Source organism: Halothece sp. PCC 7418, from assembly GCF_000317635.1.
GTDB lineage: Bacteria > Cyanobacteriota > Cyanobacteriia > Cyanobacteriales > Rubidibacteraceae > Halothece.
In genome coordinates, this window is the sequence record NC_019779.1 from 3049739 (window position 1) to 3070709 (window position 20971).

The window sequence follows — 20971 nt, forward strand, 5'->3', positions numbered from 1 at the left end:
CAATGAGCCAAGCGAATGGTAATCGTCCCAACTCATCAATGGTTCCCAGTGAAAATGGGAAGCTCAATGTCAAAACTTCACAACTCGCCAAATCCCAAACGGGTAGCCCCGTTCCCTATAACCCCTACGAAGAAAACTTTGACCAATCCGTTGTTCTCAGTCAATCTCCCCTGTGGCCCCGCGTGGTACTGGGAACGATCTTAGGGGTGATTACCTTTGGCGTGGTTTGGTCTTACTTTGCCAAAATTGAGCAAGCCGTCGGAGCCCAAGGGCAACTCAAGCCCCAAGGTAATGTCAAAGAAGTGCAGTCTCCTATTAATGGTGTTGTCAAACGGATGGCAAATAATACCACCATCGAACCAGGAGAAGATCCCAACCGCAAAGGAGAGCCTTACGAAGAGGGAGATATTGTCAAAGCTGGACAAGTCCTCTTACATTACGATTCAACCACCGCCCAAGCAGAGATTGAATCTTTGGAGAGAATTCGCGCTTCTCTCCAACAGGAAAATAGTTTCTATCGCCAAGTGATGAATAGTGCAACAACTGCACCAACAGCAGTAGAAACCGAAATTAATCGCTTGGAGATCCCTGCTGAAGTTGCCATGCTGGCTCGAAATCGAACTGCTCTGGTAGAAGAAAACCGTCTCTTTCGAGCTCAAATTGGTATCGGGGAGCAAGATGAAAATTTAGGGCTCGATGAAATTGAACGTCTCCAAGCCTCTCTAAAAGAAGCCAATACTCGTACCGAGGCAGCCCGTCTAGAAGAGCAGCAAATTGAAAAGCAATTGCGACGAGTGGAGGTGCAACTGGACAATACAAAAGTGCAACTAGCAACTGAACGAGAAAAACTAGAGAAACTAACCACACTCTTTGAAGAAGGAGGAGTTTCTGAATTTCGGAAAATTGAACAAAAACAACAAGTGCAACAACAAGAGGCACGCTTAGCAGAACTACAGCAAGAAAAACAACGTTTGTTGCTTGACCGCACCCAAGCTGGACAAGAGTTAGAAAACACCCAAGCAACAACCCAGAAAGATGTGCTGGATCGGATTGCTCGCAATAAACAACAAATTGCACAAATTGATAGCCAGTTGACCAAAGCGATTGTTGATAATCAAAATCGGATTTCGGAATTAGAAAGTCAGATTAGTCAAACCGAGCAACAACTGGAATATCAAAATTTGAAAGCTCCCATTAGTGGCAAGATTTTTGATCTGCAAGCCGGACCCGGTTTTGTCGCCAATCCCACCCAAGAATTGATGAAGATTGTTCCTCAAGAAAACTTAATTGCAGAAGTCTTCATTACCAACCAAGATATTGGCTTTGTGCAAAAAGGGATGACCGTTGATGTGCGTATTGATTCTTTTCCCTTTAGTGAGTATGGGGATATTGAAGGGGAAATTATTTCGATCGGATCTGATGCTCTCCCCCCAGACCAGACTTATGATTTCTTCCGCTTTCCCGCTAAAATCCGACTCGATAGCCAAACTTTAAACACCAATGGTCGAGAAATTCCGCTTCAGTCAGGAATGTCTGTCAGCACTAACATTAAACTGCGAGAAGACCGACGGGTGATCAGCCTCTTCTTAGAGCGCTTTACCAAAGAAGTGGAAAGCCTGAAAAATGTTCGTTAGGCTGAGAAAGCAGTAGAGTTTCTCACTGAAAAAAAACAATGACAATGGAAATTACAGACTTAAAACGAGATGTAGAAACGGTCATGGAACGCCTGGGCAAAGCTCAGGAGTATCTTTGACCTACCTTGGATTCAGGCGAAAATTGAAGATTTGGAACAAGAAGCTGCACAACCTGAGTTTTGGGATGATCCAGACTCCGCGCAGCAGACCTTGCAAAAGCTCAATGACTTGAAATCGGCTTTAGAGCAATATCACCAGTGGCGCGATCGCGCTGAAGATACCCAAGCCATCATTGAACTACTAGAAACCGAAGCCGATCCCGCACTTTGGGAAGAAGCTACCCAAAATCTAGAAGCGTTGCAGCAATCCCTAGAGCGTTGGGAACTGCAACAACTCCTCTGTGAGCCTTATGACGAACGGGGAGCAGTCCTGACCCTTAACACAGGCGCAGGAGGAACGGACGCTCAAGACTGGGCGCAAATGCTGCTGCGGATGTATTCTCGTTGGGCGGAAAAACGAGGCTATAAAGCCCACTTAGCGGAACTTTCGGAAGGGGATGAAGCAGGAATTAAGTCTGCAAGCCTTGAAATCGAAGGACGCTACGCCTATGGCTATCTCAAAGGGGAAAAAGGCACGCATCGCCTCGTGCGGATTTCGCCCTTTAACGCCAACGGGAAACGCCAAACCAGTTTTGCTGGGGTAGAAGTGATGCCAATGTTGGATCAAACCACGATCCAAGATATTGAACTCCCAGAAAAAGACTTAGAAATTACCACCTCTCGCGCTGGCGGGAAGGGTGGACAAAACGTTAACAAAGTAGAAACAGCCGTCCGTATTCTTCACATTCCGACGGGAATTGCTGTGCGCTGTACCCAAGAACGTTCCCAATTACAAAACCGAGAAAAAGCGATCGCGCTTCTCAAATCAAAGTTAATTGTGATTGCTCAAGAACAACGGGCGCAAAAAATTGCTGAAATTCGTGGAGAAGCCGTAGAAGCAGCTTGGGGCAACCAAATTCGGAACTATGTGTTCCATCCCTACCAAATGGTGAAAGACCTCCGTACTAATGTGGAAACCAGTGCGGTTGAAGATGTGCTTGATGGGGAGATTGACGCTTTCATTGAAGCCTATCTCCGCAACAATCAAGAATAATCAGAGTCCATTTCTGTGATAAGAGTAACTTTCTTTGCTGATTTTGGGTAACATTGGGATATAGCAATCCTCACTCTAGCGAGATACCTTCTTAATTAGAATAACGAACAAGGAACAACAAACAACGAACCACTAAATATGAGTGAACAACCAACGAATCTCTCTCCAACTCCCGAAAAAACACCCGAGCAAGAACCAACTGAGGCTCAAACTCCCAGTTATACCAAACTTGCCATGCGGAACATGGTTCGTAAATCAGGGAAATCCTTACAACACTTCTTTCTCAGTACCATTGGCTTACTCGCCTTGTTTATTGGTTTATCCTATCTCACTCACTAATGTCTAGTTCTGTCCCACTCGCGGTTTATATCCAAACCCATTGCTCTCAAGAGGGGCTTCCCGACCCCTCACAATGGGAAAAATGGTTTCAACAGTGGCTTGATTCTCTCAAAACAGAACTGCCAACAGCAGAGGAATACGAATTAACCCTCTGCTTAAGTGATGATACGGAAATTACTCACTTAAATGCTCAATATCGGCAAAAACATCAACCCACTGATGTCCTTGCTTTTGCCAGTTTGGAAACCCCTTCCCCAGATAATGTATCACTTGTTACAAATGAACCCCTCTACTTAGGAGATATCATCATCTCGGTAGAGACGGCTCAAAAACAGGCAACGGAGCAACAGCATTCTCTGACTGAGGAACTAGCTTGGCTTGCAACTCATGGTTTACTTCATCTTCTCGGCTGGGATCATCCCGATGAAGAAAGCCTCAAAAAAATGCTTGCTCATCAGGAAACCTTACTGCTAATCTCGGGTCATAAATAACGATTCTCTTCCTCCAAGCACTGATCTAACTGTTAAACTGCGGTAAATCACGATAAGCGATAACATGACACTAAACGCCAGCACCTCTTCTTCCCAAAACCTGTCTTCTTTGCAGCAAAGGAGTAATCACGCAACTAACGGTCATCCGCAGGCTTCTTCGTCTCATAGTGGAGTACAGATGGCTTTGGTCTCCAAATCATCCCAAGAGCATTCTCAACCCGAAAAGCATTCATTTGCACGCAACTTAGCTTTCAAAATTGCTCCTGACTTATTGAGCAGTTTTCGGTACGCTTGGGCAGGGGTTCATTACGCCTTTGCGACACAACGGAATTTTCGGATTCACGTTGTTATCGGAAGCATTGCCCTCGGCTTAGGGGGATATCTCCAAGTCAGTGGGGTGAAAATGGCAGTGATTGGCATTACGATCGCGCTTGTGCTTGCCCTAGAATTATTAAACACCGCTTTGGAGTCAGTGGTGGATTTAACGGTACAGCAAACCTATCACGAACTCGCTAAGGTAGCAAAAGATTGTGCAGCAGGAGCCGTTTTAGTGGGCGCTTTAGCTGCTTTATTTGTTGCTGGAATCATTTTGTTACCCCCGTTGTTAACGTTGGTCTTCTGAACCAGTGACCAGTGATCAGTGACTAATGACCAATGACTAATGACCAATGACCAATGACTAATGACCAATGACCAATGACCAATGACTAATGACTAATGACCAATGACCAATGACTAATTTGCTCACTTTTCCATGCGGATCACATACCACTGCAAATATTCCCCTTCCCCCACATCAAACTCGCAGCTGGTTTCCATGAGATGTTGGGCTTGTTCGGCTACAGTGTCAAATTTTTTTAAATCTCGCGGGAGTTCATCGGGATAGTTCTGTATAATCCCTTTTAGTTTCTCTAGTAACTCCTCGGGACTCATAATTTCTTCGGGTTGATTGGTTTCGAGAACGACATAAGCGTCCTCTTGATACATGATGGAATCGGGCATAGTGTAATTAATAATTAATAATGAATCATTAACAATTGCTGACTCAATGGGCGGGTCTCCTTTATCATTTTAACTGCCCTGTGATGAATTAAAAAATGAGTCAAACCAAGTCTTTTGATCTGCGTACCGAAAAAGATTCCATGGGAGAACGCCAACTTCCCAATGATGTTTACTATGGCATTCAAACCTTAAGAGCAACTGAGAATTTCCCCATTAGTGGGATTAAACCCTTACCGACTTATGTCGATGCTTGTGTTTTAATTAAAAAAGCAACCGCGATCGCGAACGGAAAATTAAATTGTATTCCTGAAGAGATTAGTACAGCGATTGTGCAAGCAGCAGATGAAATCCTAAAAGGACACCTGCGCGATCAGTTTGTGGTGGATATTTATCAGGCGGGTGCAGGAACATCTCATCACATGAATGTGAATGAAGTGTTAGCGAATCGAGCGTTAGAAATTTTAGGGGATGAAAAAGGGAACTATCAACGGGTTAATCCCAATGATCATGTCAACTACGGACAATCGACCAATGATGTCATTCCCACAGCGATTCGCATTGGAGGATTACTCGCACTACAACACTCTCTCTATCCTGCCTTAGACAGTCTGATTGAGACCTTAGAACAAAAAGCGGATGAATTTCAAGATATTGTTAAATCGGGTCGCACCCATCTCCAAGATGCAGTTCCCATTCGCCTCGGAGAAACCTTCCGCGCTTGGACTCAGATTTTCCGCGATCATCAAACCCGAGTGAAAACCGCAGCCCAAGATTTGCAACAATTAGGAATTGGCGGGAGTGCCACAGGAACAGGGTTAAATACTCATCCTCAATATCGCTCAGAAGTGGTGAGTCTGCTCAGTGAGTTTATGGGCTTGCCCCTCACCAGCGCCCCTCATCTTATGGCAGCCATGCAAAGTATGTCACCTTTTGTTAACGTCTCTGGGGCATTACGAAATATTGCACAGGACTGCGTTAAACTCTCCCATGACCTGCGTTTATTAGATTCAGGACCGAAAACGGGGTTACGAGAAATTCAACTGCCACCGGTGCAACCAGGGTCTTCCATTATGCCAGGGAAATATAATCCTGTGATGGCAGAAATGACTTCTATGGTATCGTTTCAGGTGATGGGATACGACAGCGCGATCGCGCTTGCTGCCCAAGGCGGTCAGTTAGAATTAAATGTGATGATGCCGTTGATTGCCTATAACTTGATTCACAGTATCGAGATTTTAGGAAATACAATACAAGTGTTATCAGAACGTTGCGTAAACGGAATTACCGCCCAGCGCGATCGCTGCCAAAATTATGCAGAAGCCAGTCTTGCTCTTGTAACGGCGTTAAATCCTCACATTGGCTATTTAAATGCAGCAGCGATCGCGAAAGAATCCTTAGAAACTGGGAAATCTCTGCGAGAATTAGTCCTAGAAAAAGGATTAATGGACGAAGCCACCTTAAATCAAGTGCTTGACCTAGCCAAAATGAGCGAAATTCAGTAAGTTAAGACCATGCCCAAACAAGCCTATTCTCTCCAAATTACCTTCCACTATAACAACGGGGAAAAAGAATCCTTTTTAATCACGGAATCCGCAAAAGAAAGCAATCCTTATCCTGAATTGCAACAAGCGATTCAACAACGTCTCAATCAGCAGTGGTGTCCCCTGCATACTGGGGAAGAAACGGTTTATGTCAATATGAATAATGTAGATACCGTATCCATTAAACCCAGCATAGGCGATAACCAAGAAGAAATTGCCTTCCATGAAGCAGAACGCATTACAGCCTTAACCCGTAGTTCTAAAGTGTTGTAATTTTGTCCCTTGTCCTTCGTCCTTTGTCCTTTGTTATTTAATAACTAATGACTAATGACTAATGACCAATGACAAATAACTAAGAACAAATAACCAATCACCAATAGCAATCCCATGTCCCTTGATCCAGAAATCCGTGACCAAGCCTATCAATTCTTTGTAGCTGAAGCCCCTGAACTCTTACAAACCATAGAATCAGGGATTCTAACCCTCAGAGAAGACTATAACACTGCTAAAGTCCATGGCATTATGCGGGCAGCCCATTCGATTAAAGGGGGTGCAGCAGGCGTGGGCTTAGAGGGAATTAAATCGATCGCGCATCGGTTAGAAGATATCTTCAAAGCCTTATATCATGCAGAAGATAAAATTACCCCTGAATTTGAACGGAAATTATTACACGGCTATGACTGCTTACAACGCCCGCTAACGGAACAAATTGAAACTGGGAGTTATGACGCAGAAGCAGCCGTTCAAGAAGCAGAAAGTGTCCTCAGAGGGATTGAAGACGAGTTAGGGGAGGCGATGACCCAAGGCGAAGACTATATCCCCAGTTCCGAAGATTTGGGCGTTGATATGGCTTCTTCCATCTTTGAAGTGGATGTGGAACAAGGGTTAGAACACCTTAGAACTGTGATTGCTTCCCCTAATCAGTATGAAGTGCTGGGAGAAGTACGGGCGCAAGCGGAAGTCTTTACAGGATTAGCGGAAATCATGGGCTTGGCGGGCTTTGGTGAAATTGCCAACAGCGCGATCGCTGCACTAGATCGTCATCCAGAAGCCGTCATTGAGATTACAAATTTAATGATTGAAGACTTAGAAGCGGGACGCAATGCGTTTTTAAACGGCGATCGCGCAGAAGGAGGGAAACCCTCCGCAGCGTTACTGGCTTATACAGAAACGGAAGAGACAACTATTAATTTAGAAGAAAATCTTGGAGATGACACCGACAGCGAAGAAATAACCGTTAACGCTGATGATCTCTTTGGGGGGTGAGTTAGAAACAGAAGAAGAAACAACGATTCACTTAGAAGAAACTTCAGAAGATACCGTTAACGCTGATGATCTCTTTGGGGGTGAGTTAGAAACAGAAGAAGAAACAACGATTCACTTAGAAGAAACTTCAGAAGATACCGTCAACGCTGATGATCTCTTTGGGGGTGAGTTAGAAACAGAAGAAGAGACAACTCAAAGCATCCCCACTAATCTAGACGATGCGATTACCGCCATTAACGAAAACTTTTCTGATTTACCGCCAGCGCAAAACTTACCCACTCCCCCTATCCCCAAAGCAGAAACAGAAACGACACCCACACCACAACCAGAAACCAAGAAATCCCCGAAAAAATCCTCTCAACCTTCCATTCGCGTCGATGTGGAACGGTTACAAGCCATGGATAACCAGTTAGGGGAATTAGTTATCCAACGCAATAGTCTTGCGGTTCAAAACGAACAGCTACAAAGAGAGTTAAGAGAACTCCTCAATCGGTTTTCCCGCTTTCAAAACTTAGTGGGACGCTTACAAGAATTTTCCGATCAAGAAGTGATTCGAGAAAGCACTCAAAAACAGTCTCGACTCTCTCCGCAAAAGCAACAGACAGATTCGTCTCCCGTCAGTGAACAACCCGAATCGGTTCTCGATATTGATTTCGATAGCTTGGAATTGGATCAATATGGGGCATTAAACGCGATTTTGCAAGAATTATTAGAAGAAACGGCGCAAATTGAAGAATCTGTCGGCGATGTTTCCTTATTTGCCGATCAATCCAACCAAACGCTACAAGGACAGCGTAAAATGTTGGAACAATTGCGAGATGAATTGATTTGGGCGCGGATGTTGCCTTTGAGTAATATTTTGGATCGATTTCCTCGTATTTTGCGCGATTTTTCCGATCAGTATCAAAAACCCACTCGCTTAAGTTTAGAAGGAACTGGCGTAAGAGTGGATAAAAGTGTTTTAGAAAAGTTGTATGATCCCCTGACGCATCTGATTCGTAACGCCTTTGATCATGGCATAGAAGCCACCGAAACCAGAGAACAAAACGGGAAGTCAGAAGAAGGAGAAATTGCGATTCGGGCTTATTATCAGGGAAATCAAACCGTTATTGAAATTAGTGATGATGGCGGTGGGATTGATGTGGAGAAGGTGAAAGCGAAAGCCTTACAAACGGGTTTACTCAGTGAAGACCAAGCCGAACGTTTTTCTAAAGAACGATTATATAACTTACTATTTGAACCTGGGTTTTCTACCGCGAAGGAAGTCACGGAGTTATCAGGGCGCGGAGTTGGTTTAGATGTGGTGCGCGATCAAATTCAAGCCTTAAAAGGAAGCATCAGTTTACAGTCAAAATTAGGACAAGGAACAACCTTTATCTTGAGTCTCCCTACCACTCAGTCAATGGCGAAGTTATTGATTGTTTTAGTGGATACCACGATTTGGGCGCTACCGTCCGATAATATTGAACAAATTATTGTTCCCATGGCTGAACAAGTGAAAAATACAGGGAATCAACGCTTTCTCTGGTGGGAAGACCAAGCAACTCCCATTTATACCCTCAGAGACTTACTCGATTATAATTGTCCGCTTCCTGCTGCCTCTCCCGACTTACAAGCATTGGGCGCAGCAACCCAAGGACAAAATCGATCGCGCCCCTTATTAATCTTAAAACGGGGAGAACAACGCTATCCCTTAGAATTAGACCGCGTAATTACTGAACAAGAATTAGTGATTAAATCTCTTGGCAGCGCGATCGCGCCCCCAGAATACGTTTCAGGCTGCACCATTTTAGGGGATGGCAGAATTGTTCCTGTGATGGATGTTTTCGCCTTATTACAATCCGTTCAACAAACGCCCCAAGCATCGGTTGTTACTCCCACTCCCACCCGTTCCCTCAACAGTAAAATCCCAACGATTCTTGTAGTGGATGACTCCGCAACCCAACGCCAAACCTTAAACTTTTCCTTACAACGCGCTGGCTATCAGGTGTTACAAGCAGGAGACGGGAGAGAAGCCATTTCCATGTTAGAACGTTATCCCGACACAAATTTAGTGGTGTGCGATATTGAAATGCCCAATCTTAACGGCTTTGAATTTCTCCGTTACCGTCGTCAAAATAACACTCTCAATCAAATCCCTGTGGTAATGTTAACGTCTCGCAGTAGCGACAAACATCGGAAACTGTGCACTCATCTCGGGGCAAGTCACTATTTTACAAAACCTTATCTGGAAAAAGATTTTCTTGGTACACTAAAAACTATCATCGATCAATAAAAACGAATGAGCCTGAAAACAGCAGAAACCTCTTCTCAGACAACAGTTCGGGTGGTCACTTTTTCAGTGGGAACTCTAATTCTAGCCGTTCCCATTCAATCAGTTTATCGCGTCCTATCTCAGATTACGATTCATGGTAGTGGAGAAAAAGGGGTCGGGGTCGCCCATCTCGAAGATTGTGAATTAACTGTCTTTGATTTGGAATATTACCTCTTTATAGACAATATAAAAAATTCTGTAAATCATGTCACCAAAAACCATGTTATTGTAGTGCAAACTCAACAAGAAGTTGTTGGATTACAGGTAAAAGATGCACCGACTCTTAGAAATCTACCGCGCGATCGTGTTCGAGTTTTACCCGCCTCCTATCGTCAAGCAGACACCCTGAGTTTCTGTTCTCATGTCGCCGTCTTAGAAGAAACCGAAGCAACACTGACTATTTTTTTATTAGACGTGGAACGCCTATTTCCTCAATAGTGACCCCATTCTTGCTCGATCTAAACCTGTTACAGGCTGTTACAGTCCTTTCTCAGCCTCAACACAATTAGGTCAAAATTGGATATAAATAGTTAAACAATATAAACCATGGCTGATCATTTTTTAAGGGATATTCAAACCTATGATGAAAAACAAGAAACAGGACGTTTAGATATTAAAAATCTTAATCATCCCCAACAGTCTTGGTCATTATATCTACGGCTAGGTCGCTTATTCTGGCTGGCGGGTGGAAAGCATGAACAGCGAAGAATCTATCGCCAACTTAAAAACCGTTATCCTCAAAAAATAAATCGTCTCTTAGCCCTGTTTCCAGAAGTGGCTTCCACCTCAGAAGCAACTTACTATAATTTTTTGGCTTATCTTTTGCAAAAAGAATATTTGACTATGGAGGAATTTGCCCGCATCAAACAAGCCATTAAACTGGAAGTTCTCTTTGATCTCTTGCAAGTTTACCACATCCAAAGCCAAGCCAGTAGCGATTATGGGATGAGTAGTGGCTTACAGTGGAAATGGTCAGCGAATGCTCGTCCAGAAGGATATATCCCCATTCCCAGTGAAGTAGCTACACCAACAGGGATTTTGGTTAAACAAGCCCAGAAAAACTGGCAAAACTGGCGGGAAGCAGGCTTAACCTATTGTTGGCCCAACCAAGCCCCCGTGATGACCCAGCCCGAACAAATTCAACAAGCGACCGCCGAAAAAACTTTTCAAAATCTCAAACGTCTCTTGACAGGACAAGACTCATTACGAGATATTGCACTAGCAACGAAACGAGATATTTTACCTGTGGCGAAAGCACTCTGGGGATATTATAAACAAGGTTGGTTACAATTTCAAGAGATTCCAGATCGGAACTGGAATCAGTTGACCCAGCCAAATCAATCGCAAAAAACAACGGCAATTGCTAGTTCTGAAAACCGCAAGTTTTTGATTGCTTGTGTTGATGATAGTCCCCAAGTCACCCAAACTGTGGAACAAATTGTGCGGGAAAATGGATATGATTTTATCGGGATTAATGATCCCTTGCGGGCAAATGCTACCTTGTTAAAAGTCAAACCCGACCTCATTTTCCTTGATTTGATTATGCCCAATACCAATGGCTATGAAATTTGTACTCAACTCCGCCGAGTGTCGAGCCTGCAAGAAATTCCCATTATTATCTTAACGGGACAAGACGGATTGATTGATCGGATGCGAGCCAAAATGGTGGGAGCAACTCAGTATATGAGTAAGCCCGTTTATCGTAGTACAATTTTGGAATCTGTGCAAAAATACTTGCCGAATTTCACTCGCCAGCAAACTGAAATCAATCCTGATCCGTCATCAGCCCAAGCCTAATTTCTATTCAGTCTCAAATTGTGTAAGTATTAAGATCTAAAACCCTCAAAAAACTATGAAAAAAGCACTCATTGTTGAAGATTCCCAAACCGATTTACAAATTTTATCAAGCTGCTTAGGCAATAATGGCTTTGATGTGGTGAAAGCGGGCAGTCATGATGAAGCCCTTTCTCAAATTCAACAACAACCCTTTAATCTCATTGTCCTTGATGTGGTCTTACCCGACCGCAGCGGATTTGAACTCTGTCGGCAACTCAAACAAGAAGAAGGAACAAGCAACATCCCTGTTGTTATCTGTTCCACTAAAAATAGTGATTTAGATAAATTTTGGGGCATGAAACAGGGAGCAGATGCCTATATTACCAAGCCCATTGATTCTGATGAATTAACCCGCACCTTACAACAAGTTGTGAAATAGCCCCTACTGGTCATTTTTCTTAACCGACTCATCAACGCGATCTCAATTAAACTTGTGGTTTCCTCTTCCTCCTCTAACTCCAACTATCTATTTCCGACAACTGACTCAGAACAAACGAGCACTGAGTCTTTGATTCGGTTTCATCTTGTGCCAGAAACGACCGCCCTTTTGACGATTTCTCAACTCAGTGAAGTGCTGAAAGTGGAGACTCGTCAACTAGTTCCTTTACCGAAACTTCCCAGTTGGGTGATGGGACTCTATAACTGGCGTGGAGAAATTCTGTGGGTAGTGGATTTAGGGGGCTTGGTGGGCTTAACCCCTCTCCCCGAGCAGCCTTTAGCAACGACTCGCTTACCACTCCTCGTTTTAAGAACAAAAGATGAGACGGGAAAGCAAAAAAATCTAGGGTTAATTGTGGAAAATGTGGAAGGCATTACCCGCATTGACCCGAACTCCATTCAATCTCCTCCTGAATCAACCTTTACCCCTGAACTCTCTCGGGTTTTACGTGGTTATTCTCTCACCTCAGACGGAGAAATGTTAATGGTGCTTTCTGCAGAAGCCATTTTTGCTCAAATGCCTAACAGTATTTCTTGATTTCAACATACGTGGCAAGGATTCTCCGACTACATCGCGTTAGCGATTAGTCGCGGGACGGGGCGTATAAACGTCTGGGGAAACCCCAGACGACAGCCCCTCAGGAATTGCCACATCTTCACTAAGCTGTTACAATGATAGTATATCGTGAAATTGACTACCAATGAAACAAGTCATCACTGCCAAGTTAAAGTTAAACCTCTCGACCGAGCAGAAAACGCTTTTGCGAGAGGTTTCTTTAGCTTATCGTGATGCTCTTAATTATGTTTCACAGGTTGCTTTCGACAATAATCGAACCAGCAGTGCCAACAAACTCCAGAAGCTAGCTTACTACGACATTCGAGGTGAATACAATTTACCATCTCAGATGGCTTGTAATGTTTGTAGGCAGGTTGGTGCAACTTATCGAAGTCTATGGACTAAGGTTAAACAAAGTAGCCAACATCGTAAACAAGGAAAAACCAAAAAAGGTACAAGGGCTTAGATAAACCACCGCACTTTGTTTCTAGAACCTGTAACCTTAACTATGGTAGGGACTTCTCTTTCGTTAAAGAAGGAATTAGTCTCATTACCTTACAAGGTCGAATCAAAGTTTCTTATTCTGGCTATCAAAAACACTTAGACTTGATTAAGTCTGGAGAGGCTAAAGCCAAAGGAGCAAAGATTTACTATACTCCTTCTAACAAGACTTATTACTTATTAGTCAGCTTAGAAATAGAGAAACCTGATATCGAACCCGCAAATATTAAACGAGTTAGCGGAGTTGATGTTGGTCAACGATATCTAGCTGTAGAAACCGATACCAAGAATCAAGTTAGTTTCTACAACGGAAAATCTACTATTCATAAAGCAGAGCACTATCAAAGGAGAAGAAAGTCGTTACAGCGCAAAGGCACTCGATCAGCTAAGAGACGATTAAAGTCTCTATCTGGACGAGAGAGACGGTTTCGCGCTGATATTAACCACCAAGTTTCTAAGCAAGTTGCTAAATCTAATTCCTTAATTGGATTAGAAGATTTAACCAACATCAGGGAAAGGACTAACCCTCGTCGTAAGGGGAAAGAGGCATCTAAAAAACAGAAAAAGGCTAACCGTAAACGAACCAGTTGGTCTTTTGCTGAACTCCAAAGTTTCATTGACTATAAAGCAGTATTGAATGATTCTTTGGCGATTAAAGTCGATGCTGATTATACTTCCCAAAGCTGTCCTCATTGCGGGCATACTTCTAAAAAGAATCGACCTAACAAGGGGTTAACTTTTCACTGTGAAAATTGTGGGTTTGATCTTCATGCCGACTTGGTGGGGGCTAGGAATATTGCATTAAGAACGTTGCTCGTTCGGCAAGACTGGACGAGTACGGGTAGCCTGTCAGCCTGCCCTGATGTTTCGTCCGATGAAGCCAAAGCCATGCGCCTTTCGAGGTTCATGGAATTGAGGTGGAGGGCAGAAACAAGCCCCAATCACATCGCGTTTAGCGATTGATTGCGGGTAGTTGACATAACAAATATAGCACTTCCCAATCTCATGAGGTACATTCTAAATTTTGGTTCTTTGTTCTTCGTTCTTTGTTATTTCTTGGTTGTTAATCAATGAACCACGAACTATGAACCATGAACATCCACCGACTCGCATTACGTACCTCAACCAACTAGGAAACGCCATAACAAATAACACTCACTATGACTCAAACTTCTCCACAGCAGCAAGAACAAAATCAATCCTCTGTTCCTCAATCTAGCAACGGACACAATCTTAGGGAATCTGACCAGCGTTTAGAGTATATTCCTTTACAAGACGAAAACATAACCCAAGAGAATCAAAGCTGGTGGGAAAAGTTAAAAGCTCGTTGGGATAACATTAGTTTTCGTAATAAGCTCACAATTGTTGTCATGGGGAGTGTTGCCATTCCTGTTGTAGCAGTAACACAAGCGAACGTGATTTTTACTCGTACCGAATTAAGGGAGGACTTGGAAAAGCAATTAATCCTAGAACTACAAAGTTTAGAGGAGCAGATAACAGACGATTATCAAGAATTAGCTGAAGAATCCGAAATCATGGCAAAAAATGCTGTTGTTACAGGAGCTAACTTGAATGATCCTCAGCAAGCAGAGCAAGTCTTAAACAACGCGATCGAGCCCAATCCCAATGAAAGTTTTTATATCTTAACGAACCAACAAGGAGAAAGTGTCGCTCAAAAAATTTCTATCATTGATCGCGATTTTTCCCAGTATCCTCCCCTCCCAACGGGTAATGAAACCATTGATCAATACTCTGAAACGACCCAACCCATACGCCCAGTTAATAAAAATATCGGCATTAACCTCACTGACTTACCCATGGTGCAAGAAGTGCTGGAAACGGGTCAGGGGAAAGCGGGTATTGAATTGATCAGTAGTACGACTTTAGAAAAACTCGGTTTAGCCGAACAAGCCAGTATTGGCATTCGTGAACAACAAACTGAGGGCTTACCCGAAGCCAAACAACCGTTTCCCGAGGGGAGGTATGACATCAATCAAGGGAAAATCGGCATGGCGTTAATGACGGTGCAGCCCATTATCCAAAATGGGCAAACTGTCGGAACAGTGATTCAAGCCCGTTTGCTCAACCGTGACTATGAAATTGTTGATTTGATTAAACAAGAAACGGGAGCCGATACGGTTACTCTCTTTGCCCAAGACTGGCGCATTAGTACCAATGTTCCTTATCAAGATGGGGAAACGCGAGCGATTGGAACCAGGGTTTCGAGAGAAGTGGCAGAAACGGTTCTCAATCAAGGAGAAACCTTTATTGGAGAAGCTAATGTTGTCGAGACAACCTTCTTGAGTGTATATAACCCCATTTATAACAGCGACGGGGAAGTCATTGGCATGACTTATGTGGGCGACCCCCAAACCGAAATTAATGCTGCCTTGTTTAGAGCCAGTGTTATTGACTATGGCATTGGTTTGATTATTCTCGTGATTGGTGGCGGTATTGCTGTCTTTATCTCTCGCAGTTTCTCCACACCGATTCTCCGTTTATCTAACTTTGCTCAACAAGTGGGAAGCGGAAATTATCGCCTACGGATGCAAGGTACTAACCGTCAGGATGAAATTGGCATTTTATCCCAAGACTTAAACCGTATGGTGACCAACCTCGAAGCCACTCAAAACCAGCTGCAACAAGACATTGCTGAAAATAGTTTCTTGGCTCGTTTAGCCAGTGCCAACGTTACGAACTCAGAAAGTGTAACTCAACTTTTGGATCAAGCTGTGAGTGAAACCCGAGCCTTGTTAGAAGTCGATCGCGTTGTGATTTATCGTTTCCAAGATGATGGTAGCGGTTATATTTCTAATGAATCCTCTGTTGAAGGGGTCACACCAGCCCGAGAACGAGAAATGAAAGACCCTTGCATTCCCGAAGAAATCCGCCAAGCCTACATTGAAGGGCGAGTCGTTCCCACAACCGATGTTTTAAATGCGGGTTTTCATCCCGATCACTTGCAATTGATGAAAGATTTAAATATTCGGGCTAATTTAGTCGTTCCCATTGTGGTGCGGGAAAGTCTCTATGGCTTGCTCATTGCACATAACTGCGAAGAACCCTACGAATGGCAAGAACGAGAAATTAATTTAATGCAACGGGTTGCTACAGAACTCAGTGGAGCGCAAGAACGGGTTAGTTTCTTGGAAGATTTACAAGCCTCAGAAGAAGAACAACGACAGGAGAAAGAAAAGCTGCAACGACGCGCTCTAGAATTGCTGATGCAGGTTGATCCCATTAGTCAAGGAGATTTAACGGTTAATGCTAGCGTAACGGAAGATGAAATTGGGACGGTTGCTGACTCTTATAACTCCACTGTGGAAAGTCTGCGGAAGATTGTGGGACAGGTACAACAAGCAGCAAAAGCAGTTGCTGATACCACGACCAGAAATGAAGCAGAAGTGCAAGCTCTATCCCAAGGGGCGCTGAAACAATCGGAAGAAATTGAAATTGCTTTGCAACGCATTGAAGCGATGACCGAATCGATTAATGTGGTATCGGCAAACGCAGCCGAAGCAGAGGGGGCAATTCAAAAGTCAGCAGCCACGGTAAAAGCGGGAGATGAGGCAATGAACCGCACGGTTGATGGCATTGTGGAGATTCGAGAAACGGTAGCAGAAACGGCGAAAAAAGTCAAACGGTTAGGGGAATCGTCTCAGAAAATTTCGCAGGTGGTAAATTTAATTAGTAACTTTGCTGACCAAACGAACTTACTGGCGTTAAATGCCTCCATTGAGGCAGCCAGAGCAGGGGAACAGGGACGCGGGTTTGCTGTGGTTGCGGATGAAGTGCGGGCGTTAGCGCAACAGTCTGCAAATGCAACTTCTGAAATTTCGAGTCTTGTTGACCAAATTCAAACGGAAACGAATGAGGTTGTTACTGCAATGGAACAAGGAACAGAACAGGTGGTTAGCGGGACACAATTGGTGGAAGAAGCCCGAGGAAACTTAAATCAAATCTCGGAAGTATCGAACCAGATTAATGAACTGGTGGCAAAAATTGCAGAAGCTGCCAAAACTCAGTCTGCGGACTCGGAACAGGTTAATCAGACCATTAAAGATGTCGCAGCGATCGCGCAACGAACCTCTGAAAGTGCTACTCAGGTGTCTGATTCCTTTAAGGAACTGCTGCAAACAGCCCAAAACCTAGAAGAGAACGTCGGACAGTTCAAAATTGATTAAAAAATTCCCTCTACCCTTGCGAAGGGGGGAACTGGAAATTCAATACCCATCCAGCATCAGTTTAGTAATGGCATCAAAAGCCTCAGTCCATGCTTGTCTGGTTTCTGCTGTCCATCTGTCTTGCAAATAATCTTGAAAGGTCTTTAAAAGAGCTTCTTTAAGCAAGGGATAATATTCTGGCAAAGCCCCATACCGCACATGACGAGAACCTAGTCCTTTGAGAGTTTGCTTAAATAAGTTAGGCTTTCGTAAATTTTTAACCACGAGGTTTAAAGCACTAATCAACATTTGCTGTTGCTTTGCCATATCCACGTGGGCAAACAAGGGCTGGGTTTCGGGGTAGAGACTAAACAAGTTTTGATAAAAACTAATAGCAAACTCGTTTGCCCGAGGTCTAATTTCACTATAGCTATTTTCTAATAACTCAACATTTAATAATTCTGGACTAGCAACCATTATTATTTTTGTCCTCGATTCATGAGTCGCCTTTTCTTTGCATTAATAATCATTAATCATTAATTATTAATTTATGAACCCAATCAATCTGTAGCCAAAATTACTTGTATGAGATGACAGCGCGATCGCGCCCTTGATTTTTTGCCTCATATAAGGCTAAATCGGCTTGTTGAACTAACACCTCAGGGGAGACATTTCCCGTCGGAATCAGACAACTAATCCCAATACTGAGTGTCACTCTTGAACTCACTCGCGAAGACTGATGAGGGATATTTTGGACTTGTAACGTTTGCCGAATCAGTGTTGCTACTTCTACCGCACCGTTGAGAGGCGTATCCGGTAATAAGAGAGTAAACTCTTCTCCCCCATAACGAGAAACCAGATCGGAAGGGCGTTTTGCGACACTATTAATCACTTGGGCGACTTCCCATAAACACAAATCACCCGCTTGATGTCCGTAGGTATCGTTATAGCGTTTGAACTCATCCACATCACAAATTAGTAAAGATAAAGGTTGGCGCGATCGTCTTAACCGTTGCCATTCTCGCTTTAAAGTTGTATCAAACTGTCTGCGGTTACTCACTTCCGTCAGTCCATCTTGGGTGGCTTGTTTCTGGAGTTCTCGGTTTGCTTCCTTCAAAGCCACTTCAGTGGCTTCTAAACGCTCATTTTTTTGTTGTAACTGGGCTTGGGTTTTCGCCTGTAGTTGAGTAATTTCAATTAATAATTTAGATTGAGCTAACAGCAGAATATGCAAATCCAGCACTTTTAAGACCTGTTCTGAAAAGCGAACCGCTAACGGTTCATAAAGACTTTCATAAGGGCGGGATAACGCTTCTTGTACTGCTTGTGTAATGCCATACTCACAAGGTAATTCCAAAACAGACGCATTCAACATCTCCCACAATCGCCTAATCGGTCGTTGCAGATACAGTTCTAAGCTATACGGCTGACTCATGTAAGATAGAAAACGTTGCCGAGAAATTATCCCTAACACTTCTTTTTCTTCTCGAACAATCACCCCTGGTAAATGAGCACACCTCTCAAACGCATCCATGATCACTTGACCCATTTCATGACTTTGAACTGTCGTGTCATAACAAGGAAGGATTTTTAACTTAGAATGAGGATGTAATTCCAGAGACTCTAAAATTGGAAAACTCGCGACAAGAGAGTGAATTTCTGGATATTTCGGATCATCAGGCGTTTCCATCTTGCATTTCTTGCTCGGGACTCCCCTTGTAATCTGTGATTGGATAGTAAGGAGATCAAAAACAACTTAAATTGTATCCTCTCTTTCAATCATAGGAGCAATTTCTGTTTTGAAGGTTAACCATTGATTAACAGCTTCCAGATTATTTTCTGCACCCTTTTCCAATAAGATTACCCCTTCCTCAAAACCAGCAATCCCGTAATCTCCGCGATTCGTAATTTCTTCAATGCGGTAAGTCATAGCTCGTAACCGTCGTAAATCATCATCAAAGGCAACTTGATAGCGACGCAACCGCCATAAATCAGCTAAAACATAATCTACTGATTCCACTTTTTCTTGATCATTCCGTAACCTTAAAGCAGGAAAGCGAATAATTGCTCGTCGCCCTGATAAATGCGGAATAATGTAGGTGGTTGCTGATACACTTGCCTCTTGAGGGATTTTATTCATCAACTGGTAAATGTTCCCTGAATGATGCCATTGTTCAGGTAAAGATACATACACCCAAGGATCAATCGAGTCGGGAATTAAAAAATAAAGGGTGCGATTGGGATTGGATGTTATCGTAAATAAAAGCGTCAGACAAATGCAAAACACCCAAAAGCGACGAAACTTCCGCGAAAGAGGACGTGGTGTGAGAGTTTCTAACGGTTGGTTAAATCGTAATACCCCTTGTCCTCCCCACCATAAAATCGCCCCATAACACAAACCAGGAACAACTCCCATTGCATAGCGAATGGTAATCGCTAGCACGGAAAACCCTTTTCCTAAGAGGAGTTTTAACAAGGGAAACCCCGCAATCATCCAAGCGCCAGGGGAAACAGCAGGAATAAACGCAAACGGCAGCAATTGTCCCAGTAAATACCGAATTGTGCGACCCACGGGCGTAACCAGTTCAATCACCAACAGCCACGGTTGCGTTAGCATGGCAAAAATCACATCAAGCGTACTTGCTTCATCGCCTTCCACATATTGCCCAAATCGCTCTAACATGAAGCGTTTAGAAATATCTTCGGAAAAAATGGGCATGATGAGATTGGTGAGGATGAGGAGATAACCAAAACTCACTGTACAGACAATCAGACCAATGCGCGGGAAGCGACGGCTGAACACCATATAGACCCCAATGCCAAATAGGGTAATCCCACTGTCTTCTCGCACCGCTAAAATCAAGACACTGAACAGGGCAAACAACCACCACCAGCGTTTCTCCATTGCTAACAGCAGCGTAAAGACAAAGAGAGGAATCTGGCTAATATCGTGGAAGTTGGCAAGAGTTGGCGCAAGAATGGCGTTTGCTGCATAAAAGCTGATACTGATCAACGTTGCGACGGTATTATCAACATATTCTCGCGCTAGAAAATAGAGTACAATTCCTGCACTGGTGACAAAGACAACCTGCAAGACAGAAAGTGTAGCGGGATGGGGAAATAGGGCATAAATTGGCAGCCATAACAGCAAGGCGGGGGTAAAGTGTTGCCCGAGACGATGATAGGCAACATAGGGGACTTCATTGTTATGGACAACATTGGTGGACAGTTGGGAGGAGAGAGAACTTTGAAAGAAGTTCCCCTGAAGACCATTCCAGAAAACTTGGTTAAAAATGCCTTGGTCATAGGACGAGTAAAACGTAAAGTGGCGATGGAGAATTAAAATCAGAGTAATGGCAAAGAACGCGATCGCGCTTACAATAATTCCCTTTTTCTCCGTTGCCCGATTTAACGGAAACAGCATACCCCTCCTAAGCCCACCTCTGCGGGTCTCTTCGCAAAATCATTGTCGTCTTATTGATATTACCGTTAATTAAGAGCAATTTTCACGAAGTTTGCCCACTTGTGATCGATTTTAGGAAAATTTCGATCCGAACGCTACAAAACCGCAAGTTCTTGCTTACAATGGAAATAGCGGAAAACATATTTCCGTTCACTCCTCACACCACACTCCGTCCGGACGGCGTTCGGGCGGCTTCCTTTATTTATCCCTCGACTGTACCATAAGACTTACCTTTTTCAACACCCAAGTCTCACTTTTGGGAGAAAAATTACTTC

At 43.5% G+C, this 20971-nt stretch carries 19 protein-coding genes and 1 pseudogene; 16 read left to right on the forward strand and 4 right to left on the reverse strand.

What is annotated here, in order from left to right:
• The first annotated feature begins 2 nt into the window (after positions 1 to 2).
• The 5 genes from PCC7418_RS13935 to PCC7418_RS13955 all read left to right on the forward strand — a co-directional run bounded on the left by PCC7418_RS13935 (position 3) and on the right by PCC7418_RS13955 (position 4238).
• Positions 3 to 1634 (forward strand): HlyD family efflux transporter periplasmic adaptor subunit, encoded by a 1632-nt coding sequence (locus tag PCC7418_RS13935; protein WP_015226828.1) that lies wholly within the window; start codon positions 3 to 5, stop codon positions 1632 to 1634.
• A gap of 44 nt (positions 1635 to 1678) precedes the next feature.
• Positions 1679 to 2786, forward strand: a protein-coding gene (gene prfB / locus PCC7418_RS13940) for a peptide chain release factor 2 (RefSeq protein ID WP_015226829.1) whose coding sequence is annotated in 2 segments (ribosomal slippage) — positions 1679 to 1750 and positions 1752 to 2786 — 1107 coding nt in all. Because the reading frame shifts where the segments join, the coding sequence is not laid out codon by codon here.
• 138 nt (positions 2787 to 2924) lie between these two features.
• Entirely contained in the window at positions 2925 to 3125 is a 201-nt protein-coding gene (locus PCC7418_RS13945; protein ID WP_015226830.1) for a DUF3285 domain-containing protein, read from the forward strand.
• On the forward strand, positions 3125 to 3616 hold the full coding sequence (gene ybeY / locus PCC7418_RS13950; RefSeq protein ID WP_015226831.1) for an rRNA maturation RNase YbeY: 492 nt from the start codon (positions 3125 to 3127) through the stop codon (positions 3614 to 3616). The genes PCC7418_RS13945 and ybeY overlap by 1 nt, the downstream gene beginning before the upstream one ends.
• Before the next feature lie 178 nt (positions 3617 to 3794).
• Positions 3795 to 4238, forward strand: coding sequence for a diacylglycerol kinase family protein (locus PCC7418_RS13955; RefSeq protein WP_015226832.1), 444 nt, complete (start codon positions 3795 to 3797; stop codon positions 4236 to 4238).
• 122 nt (positions 4239 to 4360) lie between these two features.
• Here the strand turns inward: PCC7418_RS13955 and PCC7418_RS13960 are convergent, their stop codons facing one another.
• The gene (locus PCC7418_RS13960) at positions 4361 to 4618 is read right to left on the reverse strand and encodes a chlororespiratory reduction protein 7 (protein ID WP_015226833.1); all 258 of its coding nucleotides are present in this window, start codon (positions 4616 to 4618) and stop codon (positions 4361 to 4363) included.
• Positions 4619 to 4713: 95 nt separating this feature from the next.
• Here PCC7418_RS13960 and PCC7418_RS13965 point away from each other — a divergent pair, with 95 nt between their 5' ends.
• The 11 genes and pseudogenes from PCC7418_RS13965 to PCC7418_RS19485 all read left to right on the forward strand — a co-directional run bounded on the left by PCC7418_RS13965 (position 4714) and on the right by PCC7418_RS19485 (position 17254).
• Positions 4714 to 6120, forward strand: a complete 1407-nt coding sequence (locus tag PCC7418_RS13965; RefSeq protein WP_015226834.1) for an aspartate ammonia-lyase — start codon at positions 4714 to 4716, stop codon at positions 6118 to 6120.
• Positions 6121 to 6129: 9 nt separating this feature from the next.
• Positions 6130 to 6432 carry a hypothetical protein gene (locus PCC7418_RS13970; RefSeq protein WP_015226835.1) on the forward strand — a complete coding sequence of 101 codons (303 nt, stop codon included), beginning with the start codon at positions 6130 to 6132 and terminating at the stop codon, positions 6430 to 6432.
• Between the two features lie 114 nt (positions 6433 to 6546).
• Entirely contained in the window at positions 6547 to 7425 is an 879-nt protein-coding gene (locus PCC7418_RS20980; protein WP_015226836.1) for an Hpt domain-containing protein, read from the forward strand.
• Positions 7406 to 9700: a hybrid sensor histidine kinase/response regulator gene (locus tag PCC7418_RS13975; protein WP_015226837.1), complete on the forward strand. Its 2295-nt coding sequence runs from the start codon at positions 7406 to 7408 to the stop codon at positions 9698 to 9700. Before PCC7418_RS20980 ends, PCC7418_RS13975 begins: the two co-directional genes overlap by 20 nt.
• Before the next feature lie 6 nt (positions 9701 to 9706).
• Positions 9707 to 10177: a chemotaxis protein CheW gene (locus PCC7418_RS13980; RefSeq protein WP_015226838.1), complete on the forward strand. Its 471-nt coding sequence runs from the start codon at positions 9707 to 9709 to the stop codon at positions 10175 to 10177.
• A 108-nt stretch (positions 10178 to 10285) separates the two neighbouring features.
• Positions 10286 to 11536, forward strand: a complete 1251-nt coding sequence (locus PCC7418_RS13985; protein ID WP_015226839.1) for a response regulator — start codon at positions 10286 to 10288, stop codon at positions 11534 to 11536.
• Positions 11537 to 11591: 55 nt separating this feature from the next.
• Positions 11592 to 11954 (forward strand): response regulator transcription factor, encoded by a 363-nt coding sequence (locus tag PCC7418_RS13990; protein ID WP_015226840.1) that lies wholly within the window; start codon positions 11592 to 11594, stop codon positions 11952 to 11954.
• Between the two features lie 54 nt (positions 11955 to 12008).
• Entirely contained in the window at positions 12009 to 12551 is a 543-nt protein-coding gene (locus PCC7418_RS13995) for a chemotaxis protein CheW (protein ID WP_015226841.1), read from the forward strand.
• Positions 12552 to 12714: 163 nt separating this feature from the next.
• Positions 12715 to 13035 (forward strand): hypothetical protein, encoded by a 321-nt coding sequence (locus tag PCC7418_RS20985; RefSeq protein WP_235620703.1) that lies wholly within the window; start codon positions 12715 to 12717, stop codon positions 13033 to 13035.
• 38 nt (positions 13036 to 13073) lie between these two features.
• A pseudogene (locus PCC7418_RS14000) lies at positions 13074 to 14033 on the forward strand (RNA-guided endonuclease InsQ/TnpB family protein); the annotation flags it as partial.
• Between the two features lie 197 nt (positions 14034 to 14230).
• On the forward strand, positions 14231 to 17254 hold the full coding sequence (locus PCC7418_RS19485; RefSeq protein ID WP_015226842.1) for a methyl-accepting chemotaxis protein: 3024 nt from the start codon (positions 14231 to 14233) through the stop codon (positions 17252 to 17254).
• 39 nt (positions 17255 to 17293) lie between these two features.
• Here the strand turns inward: PCC7418_RS19485 and PCC7418_RS14010 are convergent, their stop codons facing one another.
• From PCC7418_RS14010 to PCC7418_RS14020, 3 genes are all read right to left on the reverse strand, one after another.
• Entirely contained in the window at positions 17294 to 17710 is a 417-nt protein-coding gene (locus tag PCC7418_RS14010; RefSeq protein WP_015226843.1) for a globin family protein, read from the reverse strand.
• A 100-nt stretch (positions 17711 to 17810) separates the two neighbouring features.
• Complete coding sequence (locus PCC7418_RS14015; RefSeq protein ID WP_015226844.1) at positions 17811 to 18923, reverse strand: GGDEF domain-containing protein; 1113 nt, start codon at positions 18921 to 18923, stop codon at positions 17811 to 17813.
• A gap of 66 nt (positions 18924 to 18989) precedes the next feature.
• On the reverse strand, positions 18990 to 20657 hold the full coding sequence (locus PCC7418_RS14020; protein WP_015226845.1) for a DUF2079 domain-containing protein: 1668 nt from the start codon (positions 20655 to 20657) through the stop codon (positions 18990 to 18992).
• Positions 20658 to 20971: the final 314 nt, after the last annotated feature.

Bases quoted from the DNA above. Each gene is read 5' to 3' on its own strand.
- PCC7418_RS13935 (WP_015226828.1), top strand. From the start codon at position 3: ATGAGCCAAGCGAATGGTAATCGTCCCAACTCATCAATGGTTCCCAGT.
- PCC7418_RS13945 (WP_015226830.1), top strand. From the start codon at position 2,925: ATGAGTGAACAACCAACGAATCTCTCTCCAACTCCCGAAAAAACACCC.
- ybeY (WP_015226831.1), top strand. From the start codon at position 3,125: ATGTCTAGTTCTGTCCCACTCGCGGTTTATATCCAAACCCATTGCTCT.
- PCC7418_RS13955 (WP_015226832.1), top strand. From the start codon at position 3,795: ATGGCTTTGGTCTCCAAATCATCCCAAGAGCATTCTCAACCCGAAAAG.
- PCC7418_RS13960 (WP_015226833.1), bottom strand. From the start codon at position 4,618: ATGCCCGATTCCATCATGTATCAAGAGGACGCTTATGTCGTTCTCGAA.
- PCC7418_RS13965 (WP_015226834.1), top strand. From the start codon at position 4,714: ATGAGTCAAACCAAGTCTTTTGATCTGCGTACCGAAAAAGATTCCATG.
- PCC7418_RS13970 (WP_015226835.1), top strand. From the start codon at position 6,130: ATGCCCAAACAAGCCTATTCTCTCCAAATTACCTTCCACTATAACAAC.
- PCC7418_RS20980 (WP_015226836.1), top strand. From the start codon at position 6,547: ATGTCCCTTGATCCAGAAATCCGTGACCAAGCCTATCAATTCTTTGTA.
- PCC7418_RS13975 (WP_015226837.1), top strand. From the start codon at position 7,406: ATGATCTCTTTGGGGGGTGAGTTAGAAACAGAAGAAGAAACAACGATT.
- PCC7418_RS13980 (WP_015226838.1), top strand. From the start codon at position 9,707: ATGAGCCTGAAAACAGCAGAAACCTCTTCTCAGACAACAGTTCGGGTG.
- PCC7418_RS13985 (WP_015226839.1), top strand. From the start codon at position 10,286: ATGGCTGATCATTTTTTAAGGGATATTCAAACCTATGATGAAAAACAA.
- PCC7418_RS13990 (WP_015226840.1), top strand. From the start codon at position 11,592: ATGAAAAAAGCACTCATTGTTGAAGATTCCCAAACCGATTTACAAATT.
- PCC7418_RS20985 (WP_235620703.1), top strand. From the start codon at position 12,715: ATGAAACAAGTCATCACTGCCAAGTTAAAGTTAAACCTCTCGACCGAG.
- PCC7418_RS19485 (WP_015226842.1), top strand. From the start codon at position 14,231: ATGACTCAAACTTCTCCACAGCAGCAAGAACAAAATCAATCCTCTGTT.
- PCC7418_RS14010 (WP_015226843.1), bottom strand. From the start codon at position 17,710: ATGGTTGCTAGTCCAGAATTATTAAATGTTGAGTTATTAGAAAATAGC.
- PCC7418_RS14015 (WP_015226844.1), bottom strand. From the start codon at position 18,923: ATGGAAACGCCTGATGATCCGAAATATCCAGAAATTCACTCTCTTGTC.
- PCC7418_RS14020 (WP_015226845.1), bottom strand. From the start codon at position 20,657: ATGCTGTTTCCGTTAAATCGGGCAACGGAGAAAAAGGGAATTATTGTA.